Annotated in this window: 21 protein-coding genes and 1 tRNA gene; 11 read left to right on the top strand and 11 right to left on the bottom strand. The window is 60.4% G+C overall.

What is annotated here, in order from left to right; genetic code table 11:
• Positions 1-4 precede the first annotated feature (4 nt).
• The 3 genes from EGH25_RS09500 to EGH25_RS09490 are packed head-to-tail and all read right to left on the bottom strand — an operon-like array spanning position 5 to position 2,928.
• Positions 5-1,669: a thiamine pyrophosphate-binding protein gene (locus tag EGH25_RS09500; protein ID WP_266087964.1), complete on the bottom strand. Its 1,665-nt coding sequence runs from the start codon at positions 1,667-1,669 to the stop codon at positions 5-7.
• Positions 1,670-1,671: 2 nt separating this feature from the next.
• Positions 1,672-2,418, bottom strand: a complete 747-nt coding sequence (locus tag EGH25_RS09495) for an SDR family NAD(P)-dependent oxidoreductase (RefSeq protein WP_266087962.1) — start codon at positions 2,416-2,418, stop codon at positions 1,672-1,674.
• A gap of 30 nt (positions 2,419-2,448) precedes the next feature.
• On the bottom strand, positions 2,449-2,928 hold the full coding sequence (locus EGH25_RS09490) for a PaaI family thioesterase (RefSeq protein WP_266087960.1): 480 nt from the start codon (positions 2,926-2,928) through the stop codon (positions 2,449-2,451).
• Positions 2,929-3,130: 202 nt separating this feature from the next.
• On the opposite strand from EGH25_RS09490, the gene hisA reads away from it, so the two are divergent.
• On the top strand, positions 3,131-3,835 hold the full coding sequence (gene hisA / locus EGH25_RS09485; RefSeq protein WP_266087958.1) for a 1-(5-phosphoribosyl)-5-[(5-phosphoribosylamino)methylideneamino]imidazole-4-carboxamide isomerase: 705 nt from the start codon (positions 3,131-3,133) through the stop codon (positions 3,833-3,835).
• Entirely contained in the window at positions 3,832-4,416 is a 585-nt protein-coding gene (hisB, locus tag EGH25_RS09480; RefSeq protein ID WP_266087956.1) for an imidazoleglycerol-phosphate dehydratase HisB, read from the top strand. Before hisA ends, hisB begins: the two co-directional genes overlap by 4 nt.
• On the opposite strand, the gene EGH25_RS09475 is transcribed toward hisB, so the two are convergent.
• The gene (locus tag EGH25_RS09475) at positions 4,413-4,562 is read right to left on the bottom strand and encodes a 50S ribosomal protein L40e (protein ID WP_266087954.1); all 150 of its coding nucleotides are present in this window, start codon (positions 4,560-4,562) and stop codon (positions 4,413-4,415) included. The two genes, hisB and EGH25_RS09475, sit on opposite strands and share 4 nt — an antisense overlap.
• 81 nt (positions 4,563-4,643) lie before the next feature.
• Between EGH25_RS09475 and EGH25_RS09470 the strand changes: the two genes are divergently transcribed.
• A complete protein-coding gene (locus tag EGH25_RS09470; protein ID WP_266087952.1) occupies positions 4,644-5,423 on the top strand; it encodes an enoyl-CoA hydratase/isomerase family protein in 780 nt (259 codons plus the stop codon).
• Between the two features lie 187 nt (positions 5,424-5,610).
• Positions 5,611-6,423 carry a hypothetical protein gene (locus tag EGH25_RS09465; RefSeq protein WP_266087950.1) on the top strand — a complete coding sequence of 271 codons (813 nt, stop codon included), beginning with the start codon at positions 5,611-5,613 and terminating at the stop codon, positions 6,421-6,423.
• Here the strand turns inward: EGH25_RS09465 and EGH25_RS09460 are convergent.
• A complete protein-coding gene (locus EGH25_RS09460; protein WP_266087948.1) occupies positions 6,420-6,917 on the bottom strand; it encodes a DUF367 family protein in 498 nt (165 codons plus the stop codon). The genes EGH25_RS09465 and EGH25_RS09460 overlap by 4 nt on opposite strands.
• Positions 6,918-6,969: 52 nt before the next feature.
• Here EGH25_RS09460 and EGH25_RS09455 point away from each other — a divergent pair, with 52 nt between their 5' ends.
• The 3 genes from EGH25_RS09455 (at position 6,970) to EGH25_RS09445 (ending at position 10,882) form a co-directional block, all read left to right on the top strand.
• Positions 6,970-8,346, top strand: coding sequence for a DASH family cryptochrome (locus EGH25_RS09455; RefSeq protein WP_266087946.1), 1,377 nt, complete (start codon positions 6,970-6,972; stop codon positions 8,344-8,346).
• A gap of 57 nt (positions 8,347-8,403) precedes the next feature.
• Positions 8,404-9,477, top strand: a complete 1,074-nt coding sequence (gene carA / locus EGH25_RS09450) for a glutamine-hydrolyzing carbamoyl-phosphate synthase small subunit (protein ID WP_266087944.1) — start codon at positions 8,404-8,406, stop codon at positions 9,475-9,477.
• A 97-nt stretch (positions 9,478-9,574) separates the two neighbouring features.
• Entirely contained in the window at positions 9,575-10,882 is a 1,308-nt protein-coding gene (locus EGH25_RS09445) for a hypothetical protein (RefSeq protein WP_266087942.1), read from the top strand.
• On the opposite strand, the gene EGH25_RS09440 is transcribed toward EGH25_RS09445, so the two are convergent.
• The 3 genes from EGH25_RS09440 to tnpA all read right to left on the bottom strand — a co-directional run bounded on the left by EGH25_RS09440 (position 10,879) and on the right by tnpA (position 13,697).
• Positions 10,879-11,826: a glutathione S-transferase family protein gene (locus EGH25_RS09440; RefSeq protein ID WP_266087940.1), complete on the bottom strand. Its 948-nt coding sequence runs from the start codon at positions 11,824-11,826 to the stop codon at positions 10,879-10,881. The two genes, EGH25_RS09445 and EGH25_RS09440, sit on opposite strands and share 4 nt — an antisense overlap.
• Before the next feature lie 214 nt (positions 11,827-12,040).
• Complete coding sequence (locus tag EGH25_RS09435) at positions 12,041-13,288, bottom strand: RNA-guided endonuclease InsQ/TnpB family protein (protein ID WP_266087938.1); 1,248 nt, start codon at positions 13,286-13,288, stop codon at positions 12,041-12,043.
• 1 nt (position 13,289) lies between these two features.
• Positions 13,290-13,697 carry an IS200/IS605 family transposase gene (gene tnpA, locus EGH25_RS09430; protein ID WP_266087936.1) on the bottom strand — a complete coding sequence of 136 codons (408 nt, stop codon included), beginning with the start codon at positions 13,695-13,697 and terminating at the stop codon, positions 13,290-13,292.
• A 361-nt stretch (positions 13,698-14,058) separates the two neighbouring features.
• On the opposite strand from tnpA, the gene EGH25_RS09425 reads away from it, so the two are divergent.
• Positions 14,059-14,196 carry a division/cell wall cluster transcriptional repressor MraZ gene (locus EGH25_RS09425; RefSeq protein WP_266087934.1) on the top strand — a complete coding sequence of 46 codons (138 nt, stop codon included), beginning with the start codon at positions 14,059-14,061 and terminating at the stop codon, positions 14,194-14,196.
• Between the two features lie 79 nt (positions 14,197-14,275).
• Here the strand turns inward: EGH25_RS09425 and EGH25_RS09420 are convergent, their stop codons facing one another.
• The gene (locus tag EGH25_RS09420) at positions 14,276-14,491 is read right to left on the bottom strand and encodes a hypothetical protein (RefSeq protein ID WP_266087932.1); all 216 of its coding nucleotides are present in this window, start codon (positions 14,489-14,491) and stop codon (positions 14,276-14,278) included.
• Positions 14,492-14,656: 165 nt separating this feature from the next.
• Here EGH25_RS09420 and top6B point away from each other — a divergent pair, with 165 nt between their 5' ends.
• Both top6B and EGH25_RS09410 read left to right on the top strand, forming a co-directional pair.
• Positions 14,657-20,266, top strand: coding sequence for a DNA topoisomerase VI subunit B (gene top6B / locus EGH25_RS09415; RefSeq protein ID WP_338071897.1), 5,610 nt, complete (start codon positions 14,657-14,659; stop codon positions 20,264-20,266).
• A gap of 44 nt (positions 20,267-20,310) precedes the next feature.
• Positions 20,311-21,369, top strand: a complete 1,059-nt coding sequence (locus tag EGH25_RS09410) for a DNA topoisomerase IV subunit A (RefSeq protein ID WP_420841098.1) — start codon at positions 20,311-20,313, stop codon at positions 21,367-21,369.
• Positions 21,370-21,383: 14 nt separating this feature from the next.
• Here EGH25_RS09410 and EGH25_RS09405 read toward each other — a convergent pair.
• Positions 21,384-21,456, bottom strand: a tRNA-Thr gene (locus tag EGH25_RS09405).
• Positions 21,457-21,511: 55 nt separating this feature from the next.
• On the opposite strand from EGH25_RS09405, the gene EGH25_RS09400 reads away from it, so the two are divergent.
• Positions 21,512-22,426 (top strand): aminopeptidase, encoded by a 915-nt coding sequence (locus EGH25_RS09400; protein ID WP_266087928.1) that lies wholly within the window; start codon positions 21,512-21,514, stop codon positions 22,424-22,426.
• A 1-nt stretch (position 22,427) separates the two neighbouring features.
• On the opposite strand, the gene EGH25_RS09395 is transcribed toward EGH25_RS09400, so the two are convergent.
• Positions 22,428-23,660: a hypothetical protein gene (locus EGH25_RS09395; protein ID WP_266087926.1), complete on the bottom strand. Its 1,233-nt coding sequence runs from the start codon at positions 23,658-23,660 to the stop codon at positions 22,428-22,430.
• Between the last annotated feature and the right edge of the window lie 99 nt (positions 23,661-23,759).

Here is a 23,759-nt window from a genome sequence, read left to right as displayed (position 1 = left end):
GTCGTCAGTCGTGTACGGCAACGTCGACGACGTGAACGCCCTCACCGCTCGCGTCGCGTAGGGCGTCGGTTAGCGCGTCCTTCGCCTCGACGCGCGTTGCCTCCGCGCCGTACGCACGCGCGCTGTCAGCCACGCTCATCGAAGGGTCGAAACGCGTCGCCGTGTACGCGTGGTCGCCTTCGCCGAACATCTCGTCCGTGTTGTCGCGCAGTATGGTGTATCCATCGTTGTCAGGCACGACGAAAGTGGTATCGAGACCTTCGCGCACCGCGGTGTAGACCGACTGAGGGTAGTAGAAGTAAGAGCCGTCGCCTATGAAGGCGACGACGCGTCGGTCGTTTCCGGCATCGCGGTGTGCGAGCGCCGCGCCTACGGTCGCGGGCGCCCCGTATCCCAAGCCGCCGCCCTTGTTGGCGAGATAGTCGCCGCCCTCGAACGGGTAACGTGTGAGAAGGGCGTACTTGCTCGTCACGCCCTCGTCGACGACGTACGCGTCCCCGAGTTCGTCGCGGATGGCGTCGACGAGCTCAGCCTTCGACGGAAACGGCGAGTCGGCTTCGTCCTCGCCCATCGAACGTACCATAGGCGCGAGAGACCCCTTGGTGGATCGGACGTTCTCTTTCCGTGCGCCGCGCTCCTCGTCGTCGAGCGCCTCACCGAGACGGTTAGCGAGACGGCTACAGACGCGCGCCGGATCTCCGAGAACAGCGACGTCGGCGGGAGCGTTCTTACCGAGTTCGCGTCCCGAATCGCCGATATGTACGAGGGTTGCGTCGTCGGGTACGAGAGGCGTCTCGTTCTTCCAGAGCGTCGCGTTCGACGAACAGCCGACGAAGACGACCGTATCGGTACGTAGGAAGGTTGAGACTATACCGTCATCGGGCGGTAAGAAGGAGACGAACTGGTCATGTTCGGTCGGGAAGTTGGTTTCGGACGCGAAGATCTCGGCATGTACACGCGCTCCCGCCGACTCTGCGAGAGCCACGGCGGCGTCCACGCCGTCGGAGCGTGCCACACCGTCGCCGACGACGAGTACGGGGGCTTGGGCTTCAACGAAGGCTTCGACCGCCTCTTCGACCGCGTCGGTGTCGCCCTCTCCGGCGTCGGGGATACCTCCGAGACGTTCGGGTGTCGCGTCTGTCTCCGCCGTCATCGTGTCCATGGGAAGGGCGACGAAGACGGGTCCAGTCGGCGGTGTGAGAGCCTCGCGGAACGCGCGACGGAGAACCGACGGCAGTGCGTCAACGTCCTTCGCCTCGGCGGCGAACTTGACGTACGGGCGTGCCGTCTCAACGAGCGGACCGCTCAGGACGGGTTCCTCGTGCTGGAAGTCGGTCGCGTGCGTTCCTGCGGTAACCACGAGCGGCACACACGAACGCGCGGCGTTGTAGACGTTACCGAGACCGTGTGCCAATCCGGGTACGACGTGCAGGTTTACGACGCCAACAGGCGCGGGTTCGCCGAGATGGCGCGCCGTGCTCGCGTACCCCGCCGCCGCACCGACCGCAACGTCCTCGTGAAGACCGAGAACGTACTCAACGTCGCCGTCCGCAAGCGCCTCGGTGATAGGAAGCTCTGTCGTGCCGGGGTTACCGAAGACACGTCCGACGCCGTACGTTTCGAGCGTCTCGACGAACAGATCCGCGCCGTTTCTCGCGTCACCCGACACCCTTAGACCTCCGGCGTCTCGGCTATGTCGGGTACACCGCGCGCTACGACCGTCTCGCCCACGACGAACGACGAGGCGGGCGACGCGAGGAAGCTTACTATGTCGGCGACCTCGTCGGGTTCGCCTATCGTGCGCTCCGGATCACGCCGGTCGATGTCGTCTGCGCTCACACCCATCTGCGACTCAACACCGGGTGTGGCGACGTACCCCGGAGCGACGCAGTTTACACGTACACCGTCGCTCGCCCATTCGTACGCGAGGGTGCTCGTGAGGTTGATGATACCTGCTTTCGCCGCGCCGTAGTGCGACATGTAAGGCGCTCCCTGTACGCCCGCGACGCTCGCCATGTTTACGACGGTGCCGTTACCGTCCTTGAGGTGTTCACCCGCGGCGCGTGTGCAGTTGTACGTACCGCCGAGGTTTATGTCGACGACCCTATCCCAGCCGTTCGGCGTCACACCGTCGAAGTTGGACATGAACGACGCGCCCGCGTTGTTTACGAGAACGTCGATACCGCCGAACTCGTCGACGGCGACTTCGACGAGCGCGCCAACCTCATCGCGGTTCGTAACGTCGCATTCGACGCCCACGGCACCGATGTCGTCCGCGGTCGCCTCTACCTCGTCCTTTGTGCGCGAGCAGATGACGACATCAGCGCCGTCGTCCACGAAGCTCTCGGCTACGGCGCGTCCGATACCTTTCGACCCACCCGTGACCACAGCGGTGCCTGAGACGTTGAAACGGGACATAGACGTAAGACGCGCCCGGACGACGTAAGCTTAGGGGCTGTTACCGATCTCGTCTGTATCCCGGTCGTGCTCCGAACCTTCCTCGACGCCGAGCTTGAAGACGCCGCGGGCGCGGGCTATCTCGTCGCCCTGGGCTGACCCGTATCCGTCTTCGGCGTCCGCGTCGCCCTCGCCTTCGTGTCTCACCGTCACGTCGACGACTGCGGACGTGTTGCCGCGCCGTACCACCTCGGCGCGCGCCGTCATGTCGTCGGTGGCGGGCTTGAGGTAGTCTATACGCATATCGACCGTCGGCGCGGGTTCCCCCGTGAGAGAGACGACAGCCGCGCCCGCCACCGTATCCGCGAGCGCGAACGCCACGCCGCCGTGTCCGACGTTTCTCGCGGTGTTAGAGCTGAGCTTCCGTGTCATCTGCAGACGCGCCTCTGCCATACCGTCCTCGGCGCGCGTGACCTCGATACCGAGTAGCTCCGCGAAAGGCATACTCGAAAACAGCTGAGTTATCTCCATGGACGCCGTAGACGCGACCGTCTCTAATAGCTTGCGACAGTCCCCGCGAAAAGCTTTATGTCTAAGGTTGCGTACTAACCCCGATGGCAGAGAACGAGGACATAGAGGAACGGATGGAGGAAGCCGACGACTACTTCGAAGGCGAGGATCAGTGGTACGACATAGACGAGTACGTCGACGACGAGGAAGACGGGTAAGAAAGATGGACGTAATACCCGCCGTCGATATGAAGGGAGGCGAATGCGTCCAGTTGGTACAGGGTGATGAAGGCACAGCGAAGACGTACGGCGACCCTGTCGAGTCGGCTCGGCGTTGGGTCGACGAGGGAGCGGAACATCTCCACGTCGTCGACCTTGACGGTGCTATAGATGGCGAACGCAGGAACGCGTCGCAGGTTCGGCGTATCGTCGAGGAGACGGATGTCTCCGTACAGGTCGGCGGCGGCGTACGCTCGGTCGGTGACGCAAGGACGTTGTTCGAGGCGGGCGCGGATCGTGTCGTCATGGGAACCGCCGCCGTCGAGAATCCGCCACTCGTCGGACGTGCGGCGGAGTACGGCGAGGTCGTCGTCTCACTCGACGCCCGCGAAGGCGAGGTCGTCGTCGAAGGGTGGAAGGAGGGCGCGGGCGTCTCGCCCGTCGAGGTGGCACGGCGTTTCGAGGACGAGGGCGCTTCGGCGTTCCTGTTCACGAACGTCGACGACGAGGGTCTTCTCGAAGGCGTAACCGTCGAACCCGTCGAGGAACTCGTCGAGGCGGTCGACGTTCCCGTGATAGCGTCGGGCGGCGTGGCGACGACCGACGACGTGAAGGCTCTGCGAGAAGCGGGCGCGTCGGGCGTAGTCATCGGCACGGCTTTCTACGAGGGACGTATGTCGTACGACGAGGCTAACGAGGTGGCGACATGACACGCAAAGGAAACGCGGAACGTGAGACGGTCGAGACGAAGGTGAACGTTGAGTTCGCGCTTGACGGCGACGGTAAGAGCGACATCGAGACGGGCGTAGGGTTCCTCGATCATATGCTCGTCGCCGTTGCGAAGCACGGTATGTTTGACCTGACCGTCGAGGCGGACGGCGACCTCGAAACCGGCGACCACCATACGGTCGAGGACACAGCTATCGTCCTTGGACGCGCGTTCGGTGACGCAGTCGGCGACGGTGCGTGTATCGCGCGTTTCGGCGACAGACGCGCGCCGATGGACGAGGCGCTCGCCTCAGTCGCCGTCGACGTGTCGGGGCGCGGACGTGCTTTCACCGAGGTCGAACTCGACCGCGACGGAGTCGGCGACCTGACGAACGAGATGGTGCCGCATTTCTTCGGTACGTTCGCGCGTAACGCGGGCGTGACGCTCCACGTAGAGGCGGCGGGCGACAACGACCACCACGTGATCGAGGCTGTCTTCAAGGGGTTCGCGCTCGCACTCGACGATGCTACACGTCACGACGAGCGACGCGACGACGTACCGAGTACAAAAGGGGAGCTTTAGGCTGTCTGACGCTCGCGGTTCTTAGGACGTAGCTTCTTGTGCCCGCATTTCCTGCATGAAGTAGCGTCCTCCGGGTTACGTGCGTTACATCTCATACATATCTGCTTCTCAAGCAGACGTTTCTCCGCTTCGGGGAAGTTTGCCATACTCATAGAACTCCGTCATCGTGTATAACTCTTGTTCTCTCGCTACACAAGCTATATGTCCGATGCGGGCGTCTTCCGAACATGTCAGTAGACGTAGACAGAGAAGACGGTGTGACCACGGTTACGATAGAACGTCCTGAGGTCAAGAACGCACTCGACCACGAGACGATGTCGGCGCTCGCAGACGAACTGCGCGAAATAAAGGGGTCGGACGCGCGTGCGGTCGTCCTCCAAGGCTCGGGCGGAACCTTCTGCGCCGGGGCGGACGTAAACGCGCTCGTCAACTTCGCGCATACGTCGCCGCCGGAGATAGTCGAACTGATAGAGAACGACCTACACGAGATAGTCCGCCAGCTTTTCCGTATGCGGAAGCCGACCGTGGCTAAGGTTCAGGGACACGCCGTCGGTGCGGGATGTAACCTCGCGCTTGCGTGTGATCTGACCGTCGCGGAGGAGTCGGCGACCTTTGCGGAGCTTTTCGCAAAGATCGGGCTGTCGCAGGACTCGGGTTCGTCGTACATACTCCCGCGTCTCGTGGGTATGAAGAAGGCGAAGGAGCTCGTCTTCACCGGACGTGACGTACCCGCGCCTGAGGCGGAGGAGATGGGTCTCATAAACCACGCCTACGCCGACGATGAGTTCGACGAACGCGCCGACGAACTCGTCGACGAACTCGCGTCGGGACCGACGCGCGCAATCGGCGCGAGCAAGTCGCTTCTGCATTACGGCGCCGACAACGACCTCGATTCGGCGCTCGAACGCGAGGCATGGGTCCAGAGTTCGGTGTCTCAGTCGGACGACGTTGAGGAAGGCGTGACGGCGTTCGTCGAGAACCGCGAACCCGAGTTCGAAGGTCGTTAGTCAGACGTTGACAAACGTCGTATAATCCGGAAGCTTATTCAAAGAGTTCCGCGCAGTACGCGTATGAGCGTAGCCGTAACCGAGGAAGACGACGAGGAGAAGAGTCTGGACGAGATAATCAGCGAGTACGAGAACGGGTCGCCTGAGTAAGCCACAGGTTTTTCTCCGGCGTGTCCTTACTGCTACCATGAGGTACACGCGTGCGGTTCTGGCTACACTCGCGGTGCTCTCTTTGCTGATTACTCTCACGGGCTGTCTCGGAAACGGCGGCTTGACGAACGGCGATACTCAACCTGCGAACGAGACCACCGGCTCAGAGAACGTATCCCGGAACGTAGGGACGAATTCCATGCCGCTTGGTAACCGTAGCTTAATGCTGGAGGAGGTTTCGGAGAACGCGACACACGACGGTAACGTGGTGAACGCGACCGTTCTGACTGACAACGGACGGTTCGTCATCGACTACTCGGTACGCGGAGATATGAGAATAGAGCCTGCTTTAGGCGACAACGAGATACCGAGGATGCACAGGAGCGTACGTAGAAGCCTGTACGGGTATATACAGAACTCCACGGAGGGAGACACATACGTCAGTCTCGACGGAAGGTACTACAGGGTAACCGTCGGCGATGTATGGGAGGGGGAGCCTACCATAGACCCGTCCGACCCACAGGACAAGGCTGTGGTAGCCGTTAACCGTAGCCTCGGAAACGTAACAATGAATGTGACTGTCGGTAACACCAACGGGACGGTCTATCGGGTCGAAAAGACGCTGAGCCGGAACTCTACCGCCGGGTACAACCTCACCCGTCCGGGGAACTACAGCCTGAAGGTAGAGTGGGGGAACAGAACAGTCACGGGGTCGTTCAACGTGACCTTCCGTCAGTTAGCCGACTGCAACCGTCAGACTTGGTCGTTTATACTGCAGGACGACGGATACAGATTCACCCCGTACAGTACCCTGCTCAGTTGCAGGGATCCGGCGGATACACAGTACTAATCGAGGTAGTCTTCCTGCACCTCAACGACCTCCTCGCTCGTCTCACAGACAGCGTACCTCTCCAACGGCTCGCGGTTCAACGATAAGAACGTCCCTCCGTAGCTGAAGTACGAGGCGATACGGCGCGCGTCCTCCTTCTCTCCGGTGATGTATAGCGCCGTGATCACAGCCTCTGCGGTGTTGAGCCTGAACGGCTTTCCGTAGCTCACGGGGTTCGCAGAGACGACGAAAGGTAGTGCACGTTCGGTTCCGTCGTACGGTTCGGCGACCTCCTCGGCGGACTTCCACGACGAGTCGAAGACGACGATAGGCGGAGAGTCGGCGGGCGAGAGCGCCGTCTCTGCGTACGGCGAAAGCGCCGTGGCTCGCGGCAGACTGTCGTAACGTTCGTGGAGGCGCGCCTCGCCCTCGTCCGCAAGACGCCGCGCGGTGCATTTCGCCGGGTCGTCGTCGCCCTCGTGGTAGATATGAACCTCAGTACCTCTCTCGTCCACGTGCCCCGTACGCGCTCGTCGGACTTATTGGGTTCGGATACGTACGATCCGTATGAACCTGCTTCTGTTCCGTGACGATCTCCGTGTCCACGACAACCCGACACTCGCCGAGGCGGCGCGCGACGGCTTCGTACCCGTCTACGTCTTCGACGAACGCGACTACGGCGAGACGCGTTACGGAACCGAAAAGACGGGTGCACACAGGGCGCGTTTCATACGCGAGACGGTCGAGGATCTCCGTTCCTCTCTCCGTGAACTCGGCGGCGACCTTGCGGTACGTCAGGGCAGGACGGAGGAGGTCGTCGCGTCGCTCGTCGACGGGTACGGCGTTGACACGGTCTTTCTGCAGACTAAGCCCGCGACGGAGGAGTTCGGGCGTGAACGTGCGGTGCGCGAAACGGCGCGTGCTGAGGGCGCAGAGACGCGGAGGCTCTGGACGCATACGCTCCACCATATCAACGACCTTCCGACACCCCCGGAGAGGATGAACGACACGTTCACGCCGTGGCGTAAGGAGGTCGAGGCGAACGACAAGCCGCGTGAGACGGTCGACGCGCCCGACGGGATCGACACGCCGTCCTTCGACGACGGGATACCGTCGCTCGACGAACTCGGTCTCGAACCGTCGGAGGACGACGGACGCGGTGCGCTCGGCTTCGAGGGTGGCGAGACGCGCGCACTCGAACGCTTAGAGGAGTACATCTGGGAACGCGACCTTCTCCGTGAGTACAAGGAGACACGTAACCGTCTCGTCGGTGCCGACTACTCGTCTAAGCTTTCGGCGTGGCTCGCACGCGGATCTATCTCGCCGCGCCGCGTCTACGAGGAGGTCAAAAGGTACGAGGACGAACGCGTCTCCAACGACTCGACGTACTGGCTCGTATTCGAACTTCGTTGGCGCGACTTCTTCCAGTTTGGGTTCGTGAAACATGGCTCGGCGTTCTTCGCTCCCGGAGGTATACGCGGCGTGTCGCGTGAATGGCGCGGTCGCGGCGAACGTTTCGAACGGTGGTGCAAGGGCACGACGGGCGTACCGTTCGTCGACGCCGCGATGCGTGAACTCAACGCCACGGGGTACACCTCGAACCGTGCGAGGCAGAACGTCGCGTCCTTCCTCGTCGACGTACTCGGCGTCGACTGGCGTCTCGGCGCGGCGTACTTCGAGGAGAAGCTCGTCGACTACGATGTCGCATCGAACTGGGGCAACTGGGCGTATCAGGCGGGTGTTGGAAACGACTCGCGCGACAGGTATTTCAACGTCCTGAAGCAGGGGAAGCGGTACGACGGAGACGGCGGGTTCGTACGTACGTGGGTAGAGGAGAAGGAGGCGTCACCCAATCCGCACGAGCCTTACGCACCCGAGGGCTACGACGCGCCCGTCGTGGACGTCCGTACCGAGTACGACCGTCTCGCCGAGGAGCGTGGCTAACCTCACCCGAACCAACAACCGATGCGCTTTTGACCGCGCCGACGTGATTCGTTACCGATGAAAGCTTATCTCGCGTTAGAGGACGGGACGGTCGTAGAGGGCGAGGGACACGGTACGCCCGGCGAGGTACAGAGCGAACTCGTCTTCACGACGCAGTACACGGGTTACGAGGAGAGCCTTACGGATCCGTCGTACGAGTTTCAGACCCTGATGTTCACCTACCCGCTCATCGGTAACTACGGCGTCGACCCCGACTCCTTCCAGTCGGACGGCATCAAGGCGGAGGCGTGCGTCGCACGTGAGTTCTCCACCGACCCGCCCGACGTTCTCGAATGGTTCGAGGACGAGGGCGTCCCCGCGATGAGCGGAGTCGATACGCGCGCCCTGACGGTAAAGACGCGCGAGTACGGCACGATGCGTTCGGGTCTGGTCGTCGGCGACGATGCGACGCCCGGACGCGCAAAGGAACTCGCCGAGGACTGCCCCGACATAGAGGAACTCGACCTCGGCGCGCGCGTCACGATCGACGAGCCCAAGACGTACGAGGGCTTCGGAAGTGGGGACGCCGACGCTACGGTCGCTCTCATCGACTGCGGATGTAAGAGGAACATAATCACGAGCCTCCGGAGAAGAAACCTCGATGTCGTCGCTCTGCCGTACGACGTATCGCCCGGAGAGATACGCGACGTTGACCCCGACTCGCTGTTCATCTCGAACGGTCCCGGCGACCCGGCGAACTACGACGACGCAGTCGCGGCTGTCGACGAGTTCCTCGGCGAGCTACCCGTCGCTGGCGTCTGTCTCGGACACCAGCTAATCTCGCGCGCCTTCGACGCCGAGACGTACAAGCTCAAGTTCGGGCACCGCGGAGCGAACCAGCCCGTCAAGGATCTCGAAGACGGTGTGGTGCATATCACGGCGCAGAACCACGGCTTCGCCGTAGAGGAGGAGACGCTCGACGAGCTTGAGGTCACGGAGGTGAACGCCAACGACGGTACGAGCGAGGCGGTACGTAGCGACTACCACAAGGTTGAGGCGCGCCAGTATCATCCTGAGGCGCATTCGGGACCCCGCGACACCGAAGGCGACTTCTTCGACGGAATCAAGCAGGATATCGTCGAGGGTCTGTAGTCCGACCACGTAGCCGGCTTCTTAGCCGTCCGAGGCGTTTCGGCTCCCCTGTCTAAACGCCTAAAGCTTTATTCGTCTCAGGTACGTTCCCCATCATATGCCGGACGAGGTTGTCGCCGCCGACGAGAAGGTCGAGAAGACGTACCTACGCCGTCTTTACGAGGTTCTCAGGCTCAAAGGGATCGTGGTACTCGCGGGCGTTCCCGCGGCGCTCGCCCTCTCAGCCGTCGCACCCGACGTCGTTTCCCCGGTCGTTGTCGGAGGAACGGCGACCGTCCTGTTCGGCGTCGCGGCGGTCTTCGACTCCAGGAACGACCCCGCCTCATCCGTCGACACCGTAGGCGTCGCATTCGTCGTCGTCTCCGCTTCTTACGCGGTTATCGTGGTCAACGGCTACGGCTTCGTACGTAGCTACTCGGTCGTCTCAGCGGGTCTCGTCCTCGGTGCCGTCGCGTACGAGTACCTGTCGAAGGGCGGTGACGGAAGCCTCGGCGAGATCCACGGAACGAACGTCGACCCTCTCCATCTCGACATCGTCGGCTTCGTAACCGCTGAGATACTCGTCGTCTACGCCGTCCTACATTCGACCGGCTGGGGCGTCTTCGCCGACTCGCCCGTCTTCGTGATACTCGCGTACGTCTTCTACTCCAGCACCGTCGCGGCGTTTGCGGGGTACGCCGTCATCACGCGCGAGATCGTAGTCTCACGAACCTCCGACGAGGTACACGACGCCGTCGTTAGCGTCTTAACCGATATTCAGGATATAGCCGACGACGGTCTGAGGAAGAAGCTCGCCTTGAACGCGCGGCATATCGCCGAATGCCTCGACGGCGTCCGTATACCGTCGCGTGTCGAGGATCAGTACGGACGGGTTCCGATCGTCCTCTCGACACGTAAGCCCGATGTCAGACGTATAGATCTGCGCGTAAAGGACGTGCTCAGAATCGCCGACGAAGCCGAGTTCACGGGATACGTCGTACAGGGTGACGCAGTCTTCGTCTTCCTGAACGGCGAACTGTCGAAGCATTACCGCGGCGGGGGGTACACCGAGGACGCCGACGGTGTCGATGAGGGTATAGACGACGCCTCGTTCTTCTCTCTCGAATACCCGACGGCGAGAAACCTCGCCGAGATAACACCGGTAGCCGGTGCGATACGGAGACCTGACGAGGTCGTCGAACAGATACAGGACAAGGAGGTCGACGAGAGCGCCAAGATGGGGCACGGTCTCAGCATAGGCGGCGACGACGTGGACGTGAAACAGATGTTCTCGCTCACGGAGGAACTCGTCGACGAAAGCCCCAAGAGCCGCGAGAGGAAGCTCGACGTAGGGGGCGACGAGATAGATGTGGACGAGATAATGGAGAGGGCGGACGACGTTATAGAGGAGCTTTCAGAGGATTAGAGACGGTCGCGGTCGTGGGGTTCGTCGAAACGCGGCGGAGGTCCACGCGCGACGATACCCGTCGGGTTGACATCGGGATGTGTCGTGTAGTAGTGCTCCTTGATGTGATCGAGGTTCACGGTCGCGGCGATACCCTCCGTCTGGTAGACATCGCGTAGGTACCCCCAGAGGTTGTCGTAGTCACGGACACGCCGGACGTTACATTTGAAATGCGTGTGGTATACGTGGTCGAAACGGACGAGCGTGGTAAACATCGCCACGTCCGCCTCCGTGAGCTCGTCACCGACGAGGTACCGCTGATCGGCGAGCACGTCGTCCCACCGGTCGAGGGCGTCGAACAGTTCGTCCACGGCTTCGTCGTACGCCTCCTGACCCTTCGCAAAGCCCGCGCGGTAGACGCCGTTGTTGATGGGTTCGTATATCTCGTCGAGGACGCCGTCGACCTCTTCCTCGCGTCCGTCGGGAAGGAGCGTACCGTCGTTTGCGTACGCCTCGAAACGCGTGTTGAGGATACGCATCACCTCGCGCGACTCGTTGTTGACGATCGTGCCGCGCTTCTTGTCCCAGAGAACAGGAACGGTGACGCGTCCCGTGTAGTCCTCGTCAGCCTTGAGGTAGAGTTCGCGGAGGTACTCCGCCCCGTTTACACTGTCGTGCGTACATCCGTCCTTTTCGGGCGAGAAACGCCATCCGCCTTCGCCGCGCCACGGATCAACGATGTCGACCGAGACGGTGCCCTGTAGACCACGGAGGCGTCGCGTTATGAGCGTACGGTGTGCCCAAGGGCACGCGTACGAGACGTACAGATGGTAACGCCCTTCTTCCGCCGGAAACCTGTCGTCCTCGCCTATCCACGACCTAAAGGAGGTTGTCGCGCGCTCGAACTCGCCGCTCTCGTTCGTCGCCTCGTACTCGCCCCATTCTCCGTCTACGAAGGCTTTCATGAACACGTATACGACACACGAACGCAAAAAGATACAGATTAAGCTACCAGCCGTCTCCGATACCGACGGCACCGACTCTTCTTCGGTCTCGGTGCCGTCGTATCCACCCCGGAGCAGTAACTTTTGGCGTCGAGTCAACGGTACTTCCGCCGTACGGATTAGCTAGTCCGGTGTCTTTCTCGTGGCTTCTCGACGAATAGTGAACTACCCCGACCTACTCGTTCGGGCTGACGCCTTCACTCCTTGAGGTCGGGGCTTCGGTGTCCTCTCCACTACGTAGTACCGTACCAGAGGTAGTTTCATCGTGGCACCGTTCGAGCCTGTCCACGGAGGCTCCGAGGCTGGATAGAGGTCGTTCGATAGACTTACCCAACCCTCTCTTTGCGATGTTCGTCGCACCGTTCTTGTCTGCGTTGTCGTCCAGTCCGCACTCGTCGCACAGGAAACGCCCCTGTCCTTCACGCCCCGTATCCTGATTGCCACAACGCGAACACGTCTGCGAAGTCATGTACTCATCCACCTCAACGACGACGACGCCTTCCCACCTTGACTTGTACTCTATGAACCGCTTGAGTTTGTAGTGCGGCATTTGTGAAAGCCGTCGGTTCATCTCCGCGCCTTTGTCGCCGCCGTCTATACCTTCGAGGTCTCCAACAACGATGAAGGCGTTTCGTTCCTTCGCTTCCTCAACGATTGACCGGCTGATTTTGTGTAGACGGTCTTCGACCACACGACGTTCTTTGTCCTTGATTTGTCGGAGTGAACGGTACGCGCCCTTCTCCTGTAGCCGTGTCCGTAGCTCGCCGTAGTGACGGCGTACGCGACGTATCTCTTCGCCGTAGAAAGAGGTGTTGCGGGACGGCAACGCCACCGACGTTGCCGCCCAACGAACGCCGAAGTCCACGCCTATCACGCCGTCGTAGGATTCGGACACATCCACCTGTTGTTCTATGCTCAGGTGAGCGTAATACTCACCGTCATCGCGGACTATCTTTGAGTCGCATAGCTCCGCTTCATCAGGTATCGGTTCGTGAGGTTTGATGGGTACGTTGACACCGCCGTAGACCGTGGCGACGGGTATCTTGAGCCACCAGTCCGCTACGTCGTTGTCGTCACGCCGTAGGTCAACGTCTCCAGAAGCATCGCTTCTGGATGGCTCGTCAGACTCCGTCTGACGAACGTCGAAGTTCTGATTCCGTATCGGTACGGGGTACTCACGTCCGTCCTTGATTTCGTCGCGGTCTATATGCCGGAAGGCGTCTTGACATATTGCGGAGTACAGTTCTACGTCCTCTTCGCCGTGTACGTACCGCTGGAAGGCGTCGTACTCACGTTCGATAGCCTCACGCTTCTTGTTCGTGAGCCTGTCGGTGAGTATCTTGGCGACGACGGTCTTCCGAGCGTATGCTGAGCCAAGCTCAGCCTGCACAGAAATCTCCGATTTCTGTACGGTCTGTTGCATCTTACGCTACTCCTTGTTGTTCGACGTACTCCGTGAGTTTTTCCAGCGATACCTCACCCGTCGATATGAGGCAGTACGACGGACTCCAGAAGACGCCGTTCCAGAGTTTGTCCTGCCACTCGTCGGCGTACTCGTCGTTCATCTTGCGGGCGGTTGCACTCTTGAGTACGTTGATGTACTTCGGTATCTCTGTCGTAGGCTTGGTTCGGAACAGGATGTGTACGTGGTCTTCGTCGTGTTCCATGTTCTTGATGTGTACGTCGTAGCTCTCCGAGACGCTTTTAGCTATCTCTTTGAGTAGCACCATCCGTTCGTCGTTGAGTACGCTACGGCGGTACTTGATGGTGAGTATCAGGTGGTAGTCCAGAGAGTACACGGAGTGCGCGCCCGCATCAAGCTCGTACTCCACCAGTTACTCACACTCCTTGACGTGGTTGAAGCTGTCCGCCGAAACGTGTTCGTGACCGCACTCGGTGCAACGGTAGCACTCGTAGGGTGTACCTGTCTCATCCCGGTCTATTTCTCTGACGACGCTGTGATGTCCGAACTCTTTTGTCCGCGTGGTCTGTATGCTCATTTGCTTCACCTTCGAAGCACGGTTCGGTGTTGGCTCACCGAACCACCCTTTCTCAGAGAACCGTTTCCTGAGACGGTGGTCTGTCCCGCGCTCCTTACCTACCCTATACACCGTTATCACTTATACTTTATGGTACTCAGTACAAATATTTGTACTACATAAGATTGAAGTGCTTACAGTATAATTTCGGTGTATGGTAACGACCACAGTTGAAATGGATGAAAAGGGTAGGATAGTCATACCACAAGCAGTACGCAAATCGTTGGGTGTTGATGGAGAAAATGCTATACTTGAGCTTGAAGTCAGCGTTGTTGAACAACCGGATGAGTAAGGGTTGACGGGGTGTATCTCCGCCCTACTCACTCGCTACGCTCGTTCGTTGAGGGCGGAGGCTTACCCATGTCTCAAAGCTAATCCTTTTGCTCAGGTATCCCGGGAATTTTCTCAGCCTTTTCTTTTGCGAACACCATCAAGATCCCAATAGGTCCCATTGCAAGTGCTATGACGCGACTGATAATCATTACTGTGTTATAACTCTCAAAGTTTCGAACAAGATCCACAGAAAAGTAGAGAACCCCCACTACGAGTATTATCCCGATGAGGTAATCGCGCCATGAGTTTTGCATCATCGTCAGTATTACTGAGCGAAACATAAAGACTTCACCTGTCTCACGATATATTAAAATATGATTTACCGACTGTAGTCGCGCGGCTCTCCGTACGCCGGCGCGACGGGGAAGAATGCTGGCAACCAAAACGGTATAAAGCGGCGGGCACGAAATACGCGCAACGTGTCATTCCAGTCACAGCTCACCGACGACATCGCCGAGGAACTCGCGGCGGAACAGCGCTCGATCTCGGTCGCCGAGTTCTTCGAGAAGAACAAGCATATGCTCGGCTTCGACTCGCCGGCACGCGGTCTGGTGACGGCGGTCAAGGAGGGGGTGGATAACAGCCTGACTTGGGGTACACCCTTCGTGTACCGCGAGGACGGGGAGACCAGACACGGTAGGATAGGCGAGTTCGTGGACAGAGTGATGGAGGAGAACAGGGACGAAGTTGTCGAGGAGAGGGGTGGCGACCTCCAGAAGCTACGTATCGGGTCGCAGGAGGTGGAGTCTCTCTCGTTCGACGACGGGTACGACGTGGGGTTCAAGAACGTCAGTACGCTCTTCCGGCACAGGGTCAACAGCGACATCTACCGTATCACCGTCGAAGGCGGTCACGAGGTCGAGCTTACCGACTACCACAGCGTCTTCGTCCTCCGCGAGGGGGAGGTCGTCTCGGTGAAGACGGACGAAGTAACCGAAGACGACTACATAGTCGCTCCCGAGACAGGATGGTCGCCGGAGGAAACCGTGGAGGAGATAAATCTGGTCGAGGAACTGCTCGAACTCCGACCCGAAGAGACACAGAAGGTCGAGGTTTACGGTATCGAAGACCTACTCGACGAACACCGCGACGAGATACTCGGACACGTGAAAGCGGACTACCGGATAAGCGACTTCAGGAAGTGCGACCGTCTACCCCTGAACCTCGTGAGGGAACTCGACCTGAGCCCTGAGGAGTTCAAAGGTCGTGAGGTGGGGTACAGATTCGGTAAGAGTATACCCGCGGTTCTACCCGTGACACAGGGGTTGACGGAGATGCTGGGGGTATACGTTGCCGAAGGGTGCGTGACAGGCGTTGATACCGGATACGAGAAGACATACATCTCGCTTGGTAGCCACGAGAACGAACTCGTGGAGCACGTCGAGAGCCTCGCCGAGGAGGTCTTCGGTCTGGAGGCTTCGACAGTCGACGCCCACGACACAGCTATCAACGTTACTCTCAACGCGAGCATCGTGGGTCTTGTAATCAAAGAGGTGTTCAACGCAGGAACCCGAGCCGACGAGAAGAGGATTCCGAGGTTCGTCTTCGACCTCGACGACCGAAAGAAGGAGAGCTTCGTTCTCGGATACGGCGCGGGCGACGGCTACCCCACCGAGGGGTTCATAGACGCGGTTGGAACGGACGCCTCGATAGAAGAGATAGATAGGAAGAGGCTCACGTTCTCGACAGCGTCCGAACGTCTTTCCTCCGGGCTCCGTTACCTGCTCTCGTCACTCGGGTTCAGGCTGACACACGAGACGCGGGAGGGCGGGGAACGTGACGTGAACGGGACGACGGCGGAGTTCGGCGGGTGTAGCCTCCTACACCTGAGAACGGACAGGTCGCAGACCTACGACAACCGGTTACCGGCAGACCATATCCTCGACGAGGTTAGGGACGCGAAGCTGTCCTACAACCTCGAACAAGGTCGTCAAGAAAAGGTAGTCTCCGACAACGCCTTGGCACTCGCCGACGGAGGGAAGGTCACGTTCAAAGGAGAAGCTGAGTCCTTCGCAAGGAACGACCTCACAGCCCTCCCTGTCGAAGGGATAGAGAAGATAGAGTACGACAAAGAATGGGTGTACGACCTCTCGGTTCCGGGTTACGAGAACTTCATGGCGGGAACGTACCCGGTCGCGTGTCACAACTCGCTCGACGCTTGTGAGGAAGCGGGTGCTCTACCCGACATACTCGTAGGGATAGAGGAGGTGCGCGACGGCTACAGGCTCGTTATCGAGGACAACGGACCCGGCATCGTCAAGAGACAGATACCTAAGATATTCGGCAAACTGCTGTACGGGAGCCGTTTCGGTAAACGCGTTCAGTCTCTGGCACCGGATCAGAGGCTACTCGTGCGCCGCGACGGTCGCACGGAGTTCATACCTATAGGTGTTCTCTGCGACGCCTACCTCCCTGAAGACGGTGAGGGGGTTCGTCCCATAGACGGGATAGAGGTTCCTTCGTTCAACCGCGAAACGCACGAGATGAGCTGGGAGCCGGTCACGACCGTCATCCGCCACGAGACCCAAGAACGGATGTACGAGATTACGACAGAGAAGGGGAGAACCGTCGAGGTGACCGGGAACCACAGCCTGTTCTGCTTGACAGAGCAGGGAGAAACGAAGGAACTGGACGCCGGCGAACTCGAACCCGGCGATACCGTTCTCGCACCGCGGAAGCTACCGACACCCGAAGAGACGGTCGAAGAGGTAAACCTTCTGAACCATATCGACCGCGAGCAGTTAGAAGGTAGGCGTGTGTACGTATACGGGTTCGACAGGGAGATGGTAGGGAAGATCCGGGCAGGAGAGAAGATTAGGAAGAAGCCTTCCGAGGACAGCGACAGAAAACGCACGTACTACAGGTACGACGGCGTGGACATACTGAAGGACAGCTTAGAAGCCAACTACCTCAAAAAAGGCTACCTCCCCGCCGAAACCGTCCTCGAACTCGGCTGGGAGCAGAAAGCCTCTGACTGCAGTCTCAGAACGTATCAGGTAGGCGGCGACGAGACCGATATTCCTGTGTCGGTTCCGCTCAACGGCTCGTTCGCCAAGCTCCTTGGCTACTACATCTCCGAGGGGCACGCCGGCGACAGACAGGTGGGATTCACGTTCGGTTCCCACGAGGACGAACTCATCGAGGCAACAGAACGAGCCGTTGCTACTGTCGGCGGGGGAACGACAACGGTCGAGCGCGAGCGGAACTCGACGCGCGTCAAGGCATTCGGCTCCCCGTTGTGCGTATTTCTGGAGAACGTGTGTGGAGAGGGTGCAGAGAACAAACGAGTTCCCGGCTTCGTCTTCGAGGCTCCTTCCGGGTTCCAGCAACTTTTCATAGCCGCACTGTACGAAGGCGACGGCTCCGATAGCCATCCAGCCAACGAACTATCGCACACGACGACGAGCGAGGCGCTCGCACGACAGCTGTCCGTGCTCTGGAACATGCAGGGTGTGGTCGCCAGCACCGAGGAACACGAAAGTACGGAGGGATATGCCGACAGAACGACCACGATGTATAGAACAAAGGTGTACGGCGAGGACACAGACCTGTGTGGCGTGTTCGAGGAGAAGACCGATACGGGCGAACAAAACCACAAGAGGATTCCGACATCGGTACTCGACGAGATACGCGTGGGCGATGGCGTCGAACGCGCCACTGTTCCCGACTCTATACCCGGGCTGTTGATGGGCGCGGGCGTAGGCTCGTCGCTTGAACACGCCGCTGTTTATGCATCGCTAATAGAAGACGCTCTTGATGGGGAGTACGTCGACAAGCCTTGGTACGTATCCAACCTGAAAAACAAGGGTCTTCTCAACGACGACCACAAGCCAACGGACAGACTCAGGAGCCTCTGGGAGGGGGTTCAGAACCTACACGGTTTTACCGACACGGATATGTGCCTGCTCCCCGTGAAATCCGTCGAGGAAACCGAGCCACCCGAGTACGTCTACGATATATCAGTTCCGGGCGAGACGGGTTACGATGAGAACTTTGTCGTCGCCAACGAAGGTGCGTTGTCGGTTAAGAACAGCCGGGGACAACAAGGCATCGGTATATCCGCCGCCGTCCTGTACGCCCAGCTAACGAGCGGTAAGCCCGCCATCGTCACTTCGAAGACACAGACCGGCGAGGCGCAGAGGTTCGAGGTGGTCATCGACACCGACACCAACGAACCCGAGATCGTCTCCGAGGAGGAGGTCGACTGGGACAGGACGCACGGTACGCGTATAGAGATAGAGATGGAGGCTAACATGCGCGCACGTTCCCAGCTACACGACTACTTCAAGAACACGGCGGTCGTCAACCCGCACGCACGTCTCCGTCTCCGCGAACCCGACGAGGAGTTCTCGTTCGACCGTGCGACCGACGAACTACCCGAAGAACCGAGCGAGATAAAGCCCCATCCTCACGGTGTCGAACTCGGTACTCTGATACGTCTCCTCGAATCGACCGACTCGTACTCCGTCCGTGGCTTCGTGAGCAACGAGTTTACGCGTGTCGGAGGCAAGACGGCTGACTCTATACTCGCGGGCTTCCGTGACCGTCTGTACGGACGTGAAGCCGGCTGGTCACCGCCGCGTAGCTACGAAGACGACGACGGACTCGTAGCCGTCGTCACCGAAGCCGTGGCGAACAAGCCCGCCGACGCGACGCGTGAGTTCGCCGAAGCCGTCGCCGATGGGATCGAGGGACACGACGTTCTGACACGTACGGCGGTACGCTCGGTCGTCGAAGAAACAGCGGAGTCGAACGACGAACGTTTCGGCGACACCGTACGTGGTAACGTCGTCGAAGCCGTCTGGGACGAGGTCGTCGATGCGCGTGAGGACGACCTCTACAGGGTTCTCGACGGTGCGACGACCGACCGTAAGGACGAGACTGCGGTACGCGATCTCGCCGAACGTCTCGCGGGACGTTTCGACGACGCAGACGATACCATGACGCGCGAGGCGCTCGAAGAGGCGGTGAACGGTGCAGGCGACGGTGTCGAGGAGGTACGTGACGAACGTTTTGGCGAGAAGGCACGCGAAAACATCACCGACGGTGTCTGGGAACGTATGGAGACCGTCGAACGCGACACGCCGTCGACCGACGATGTGGCGGGGGATCGTGACGTGGCGCGGTATCTACTCAACGCGATGCGCGCCACAGACGTGATCGCACCGCCGACCGACTGTCTCTCACCTATCGGACGCGACGACCTTGAGGCGGGTCTGCGTAAGGAGTACGACGCCGAGTTCTACGGCGCGACGACGCGCGACGCGAGCGTACACGGGGGCGATCCGTTCGTCGTAGAGGCGGGTATCGCCTACGGCGGTTCGGTGCCCGCCGAAGGGGATGCGACGCTCCTCCGTTTCGCAAACCGCGTCCCCCTCGTCTACCAGCAGGGTGCGTGCGCTATCACGGACACCGTCGGAGACATAGGCTGGAAGAACTACGGTCTCGACGAGACATCGCTCCCACAGGGTCCCGCGGTTATCGCCGTACATATAGCCTCGACGAACGTACCTTTCACATCGGAGTCGAAGGACGCCGTGGCGAACGTTCCTGAGATAGAGGACGAGATAGAAAGAGCCGTACGTGAGGTCGCGCGCGAACTCAAGAGCCACATAAAGAAGACGGAGTCGCGTAAGAAACGCAGAAAGAAGGAACGCGTCGTTGCGAACCTTCTGCCACAGATGGCGGAGAAGGTCGCCGAGGTCACGGAGCGCCAAACCCCATCGACGGATACGACACTCGCACGTATACTCAACAAGGTTACCGTCGAGGCGGAGGGGGACGGCGACGGTACGACCGTCCGCGTTGAGAACAACTCCGACCGCAAGCAGGAGTTCGAGGTTCACGCCTTCGTCGACGACGAGGTAGAGATGGACGGTGAGGCGAACGTCGTCGATCTCGGCGACGAGTTCGACGTCGTCTGGGACGTATCGGTCGGTAAGGGCGACGAGGCGTCGCTCGACGTACCCGCGGAGGCGTCGGTGACCGTCGACGGGATAGACGAGGAAATCGTGGAGGTGGTAGAATGAGCGCAGACGCCGAGGATGCACCTGCAGGTAGCGACGACGAGGTGATGCAGGAACTCGTTAAGCTCGCCGACGAACTGTACGAACAGATAGACGACGGCGAGGTGCCGCGCGTCCGGATACCGACACGTACGAAGAACAACGTCGAGTACGACGACGAAAGCGGCGTCTGGGTCTACGGCGACTCACAGAGCACGCGTTCGGCGGCGTCGGTCAGCGGCGCGCGTAAGCTCCTGCGCCTCGCTTACGTCCTCGACTTCATACACGATCAGGTAGACGAAGGGCGCTCGTCGACGTTACGTGAACTCTACTACCTCAGCGAGGGCTGGGGCGACGCACAGTTCAACTCACAGGACGAGAGCGACAGGCTCGTCGAGGATCTCGAAATCGTGAGCGACGTGCGCAGAGAGCGTTTCCGTATGCGTCCTGAGGAGGACGGCGCGACCGTGATCGGACCCGTCCGTATACGTGAACAGACACGCCGCGGCGAGCGCGAAATACACTGTCAGGAGGACGTGGGCGAAGGAGGGTACCAGATACCGACGGACGTCGACACGGTCGAGTTCCTCCAGAACGACTCCGAGTTCGTCCTCGCCGTCGAGACGGGCGGTATGCGTGACAGGCTCGTCGAGAACGGGTTCGACGAGGAGTACGGCGCACTCGTCGTCCATCTCAAGGGACAGCCGGCGAGGTCTACGCGCCGCCTAATAAAACGTCTCCACAACGAACAGGATCTGCCCGTCGCCGTCTTTACCGACTCCGACCCGTGGTCGTACCGTATCTTCGGTAGCGTCGCGTACGGAAGCATCAAGAGCGCACATCTCTCGAAGCATCTCGCAACCCCCGAAGCCGAGTTCGTCGGTATACAGCCCTCCGACATCGTCGACTACGACCTACCGACCGACCCGCTGGGCGACTCCGACATCAACGCGCTCGAAAACGAACTCGACGACCCGCGTTTCGACACGCCGTACTGGAAGGAGCAGATAGAGCTTCAGCTTGATATAGACAAGAAGGCGGAACAGCAGTCGCTCGCCTCACGTGGACTTGACTTTGTGACGGAGTCGTACCTGCCGGAGCGCCTCGGTGAGATGGGGTATCTGTAAGGACGAGAAAGATTAGCCGGCGGAGGGATTTGAACCCTCGACCTAGTCCTTACGAAGGACTCGCTCTCCCAGCTGAGCTACGCCGGCGCGCGTACCGTCGTAGGCACGTACGATTTTTAACCGTTCCGGTACAGTATAGGGTATGGAAGAAAGCGCACGTGTCGCCGTTGAGGACTGTATGAACGTCTCCGCGGACGAGACGGTTCTCGTAGTCACGGATGAGGAGAGACGTGAGATAGGACGGGCGTTGTACGACGCCGCTGGTCGTGTCGGCTCTGAGACAGTCTACGTTGAGATAGCCGTCGACGAAAACCACGGTGCGGAGCCGCCCGCGCCCGTCGGGTCGGCGATGCGTTCGAGCGACGTCGTCTTCGCGGCGACGACACGGAGCCTGACCCACACGGAGGCGCGTCAGGAGGCGTGCGGTTCGGGTGCGCGTGTCGCCACGCTTCCGGGTATAACGCGCGAGGTTATGGAGGGTGCGATGCGTGCCGACTACGGAGAGGTTGCCGACAACGCCGCCGATCTCCTCGATGAACTCGGCGGTGCGGACGAGGTGCGTATAGAGACCGATGCAGGCACCGACCTGACGCTCCGTATCGGCGCGAGGGACTGGCACCCGGACGACGGTATCTGCCACGAAGACGGATGCGTCACCAACCTGCCCGCGGGTGAGGTCTACGTCGCGCCTGAGACGGGCGACGGTACGCTCGTAATCGACGGTTCGCTTGCGGGCTTCGGGGTTCTCGACGAAGCCGTCCGCGTCGAGTTCGAAGACGGACGCGCAACCTCCGTTTCCCATGATGGTCTCCGTGAGAGGATGGACGACGTCGGCGACTGCGGGCGCAACCTCGCAGAACTCGGTGTGGGCGTAAACCCGACGGCGACGCTCATAGGCAACGTTCTTCAGGACGAGAAGGTACGTGGTACCGTGCACGTCGCGGTCGGTGACTCGTCGGGCTTCGGCGGAGATGTCGAATGCGACCTACACGTCGACGGTGTCGTCACCCAACCGCGTCTGTACGCCGACGGCGAACGCGTCGAACTCGACGGCTGAGCTACTCGGATACGTTCGACGCCGAGGTGCTCTCGGAGGCGTACGCACCGCTCATCACACCCGTTCCGTCGTGCGAAACAGAGACCTCGTCGGGTATCTCGCCGTCGAAGCTGAACGTCGCCTCGTACCCGATCGCCACGAGCGCCTGCGTACATACCTCGGTTCCGTCGCTGACCGTCCCTACACCGACGTTCAGCGTGCCGTCCTCGACGTTCGCCTCGGAGAGACGCGCGGTTGCGCATCCGTTTTTTCCTACCACCGTACCTGAGACGACGATACGTCCTTCGTCTTCGTCGAACCCGATGTCGGCGGCTCCTTCGTCGCCCGATGCGTTCTCGCGTCCTTCGACGGTGAACCCCGCCGTCTCGATACCGTCGCCGATACCGTCGACCACGACGCCGTCGTGCGAGACGGACGCCGAACCCGCGACGCCGTTCTCGAACGTCGCTTCGAGCCTGTACCCGACCTCCGTGATACAGTCCTGACAAGCGTCGTCGTCGGTACGCGCCGTACGTACGTCGGCGACGAGCGTGTCGCCTTCGGCGTCGTAGCTCGTGTATCCGAGTTCGGCGGTCGTACACGAGTCGGGACCCGACAGCGTGCCTTCGACTATGCCGATGCTTTCGTCCCCCTCCGACATACCCTGTGTCGCGGTGTACTCGGCTTCGTCGACCTCCTCGCCGCATCCCGAAGCCGTCACCTCGAACTCCGAGTCTGTGACCGTCGTGTTCGTCTCGCTCCTGTCGCCTCCGACCCCTTCGGTAGCACCGACCTCCTCGCCGTCGTGCGTAACGACGACTTCGGGCTGTCCGCCGTCGAAGCCGACGGTCGCCTCGTAACGTATCGGCGTCAGAACCTGCGCGCACATCCTTCTGTTAGCGTCGTCGGCGTTGACCGTGGTGACGCTGACGACGATAGCGCCGCGTTCCTCGTCGTACACCGCGGATCCGAGTTCTGCGACCTTGCACGCGTCCGAACCCACGATTACGCCCGTGACGTTCAGGCTTCCGTCTTCGAACGAGTACGAGGCGGATTCGCCTATATCGCCGCCGCGTACAGGCGAGGTTGAGAACGAGGTACCGGTAACGGTCGCACCGTCTGCGCCGTCGCCGTCGGTCGTGTTTCCGTCGGTTCGGTTACCGTCGGTCTCGTTACCCTCACCGTTTCCTATACATCCCGTAACGCCCGTCGCCCCGGCGACCGACAGGGCGGAAACGAACTGTCTGCGTCTCATAGACTCAGTTTCGTTCGGCTTTTTGATAGACCTTACGTAGGCTGAAACAGCCGTTTTACTCTATCCATCACCGTAAAGTGAGACGACGACGTAACACGG

The sequence above is a fragment of the Halorutilus salinus genome (assembly GCF_026242195.1).
GTDB classification, from domain to species: domain Archaea; phylum Halobacteriota; class Halobacteria; order Halobacteriales; family Halorutilaceae; genus Halorutilus; species Halorutilus salinus.
Note: the sequence above shows the minus strand (reverse complement) of the source record. Positions and strands in the feature narration are given on the sequence as shown.

What these genes read in the sequence shown, in the direction of transcription:
- EGH25_RS09395 (WP_266087926.1), bottom strand. Translation starts at nt 23,660, where the DNA reads ATGAGACGCAGACAGTTCGTTTCCGCCCTGTCGGTCGCCGGGGCGACG.
- EGH25_RS09465 (WP_266087950.1), top strand. Translation starts at nt 5,611, where the DNA reads ATGAGGTACACGCGTGCGGTTCTGGCTACACTCGCGGTGCTCTCTTTG.
- EGH25_RS09440 (WP_266087940.1), bottom strand. Translation starts at nt 11,826, where the DNA reads ATGAAAGCCTTCGTAGACGGAGAATGGGGCGAGTACGAGGCGACGAAC.
- EGH25_RS09495 (WP_266087962.1), bottom strand. Translation starts at nt 2,418, where the DNA reads ATGTCCCGTTTCAACGTCTCAGGCACCGCTGTGGTCACGGGTGGGTCG.
- carA (WP_266087944.1), top strand. Translation starts at nt 8,404, where the DNA reads ATGAAAGCTTATCTCGCGTTAGAGGACGGGACGGTCGTAGAGGGCGAG.
- EGH25_RS09490 (WP_266087960.1), bottom strand. Translation starts at nt 2,928, where the DNA reads ATGGAGATAACTCAGCTGTTTTCGAGTATGCCTTTCGCGGAGCTACTC.
- EGH25_RS09475 (WP_266087954.1), bottom strand. Translation starts at nt 4,562, where the DNA reads ATGGCAAACTTCCCCGAAGCGGAGAAACGTCTGCTTGAGAAGCAGATA.
- EGH25_RS09445 (WP_266087942.1), top strand. Translation starts at nt 9,575, where the DNA reads ATGCCGGACGAGGTTGTCGCCGCCGACGAGAAGGTCGAGAAGACGTAC.
- EGH25_RS09470 (WP_266087952.1), top strand. Translation starts at nt 4,644, where the DNA reads ATGTCAGTAGACGTAGACAGAGAAGACGGTGTGACCACGGTTACGATA.
- EGH25_RS09410 (WP_420841098.1), top strand. Translation starts at nt 20,311, where the DNA reads ATGCAGGAACTCGTTAAGCTCGCCGACGAACTGTACGAACAGATAGAC.
- EGH25_RS09420 (WP_266087932.1), bottom strand. Translation starts at nt 14,491, where the DNA reads ATGCAAAACTCATGGCGCGATTACCTCATCGGGATAATACTCGTAGTG.
- hisA (WP_266087958.1), top strand. Translation starts at nt 3,131, where the DNA reads ATGGACGTAATACCCGCCGTCGATATGAAGGGAGGCGAATGCGTCCAG.
- EGH25_RS09435 (WP_266087938.1), bottom strand. Translation starts at nt 13,288, where the DNA reads ATGCAACAGACCGTACAGAAATCGGAGATTTCTGTGCAGGCTGAGCTT.
- hisB (WP_266087956.1), top strand. Translation starts at nt 3,832, where the DNA reads ATGACACGCAAAGGAAACGCGGAACGTGAGACGGTCGAGACGAAGGTG.
- EGH25_RS09455 (WP_266087946.1), top strand. Translation starts at nt 6,970, where the DNA reads ATGAACCTGCTTCTGTTCCGTGACGATCTCCGTGTCCACGACAACCCG.
- EGH25_RS09400 (WP_266087928.1), top strand. Translation starts at nt 21,512, where the DNA reads ATGGAAGAAAGCGCACGTGTCGCCGTTGAGGACTGTATGAACGTCTCC.
- EGH25_RS09425 (WP_266087934.1), top strand. Translation starts at nt 14,059, where the DNA reads ATGGTAACGACCACAGTTGAAATGGATGAAAAGGGTAGGATAGTCATA.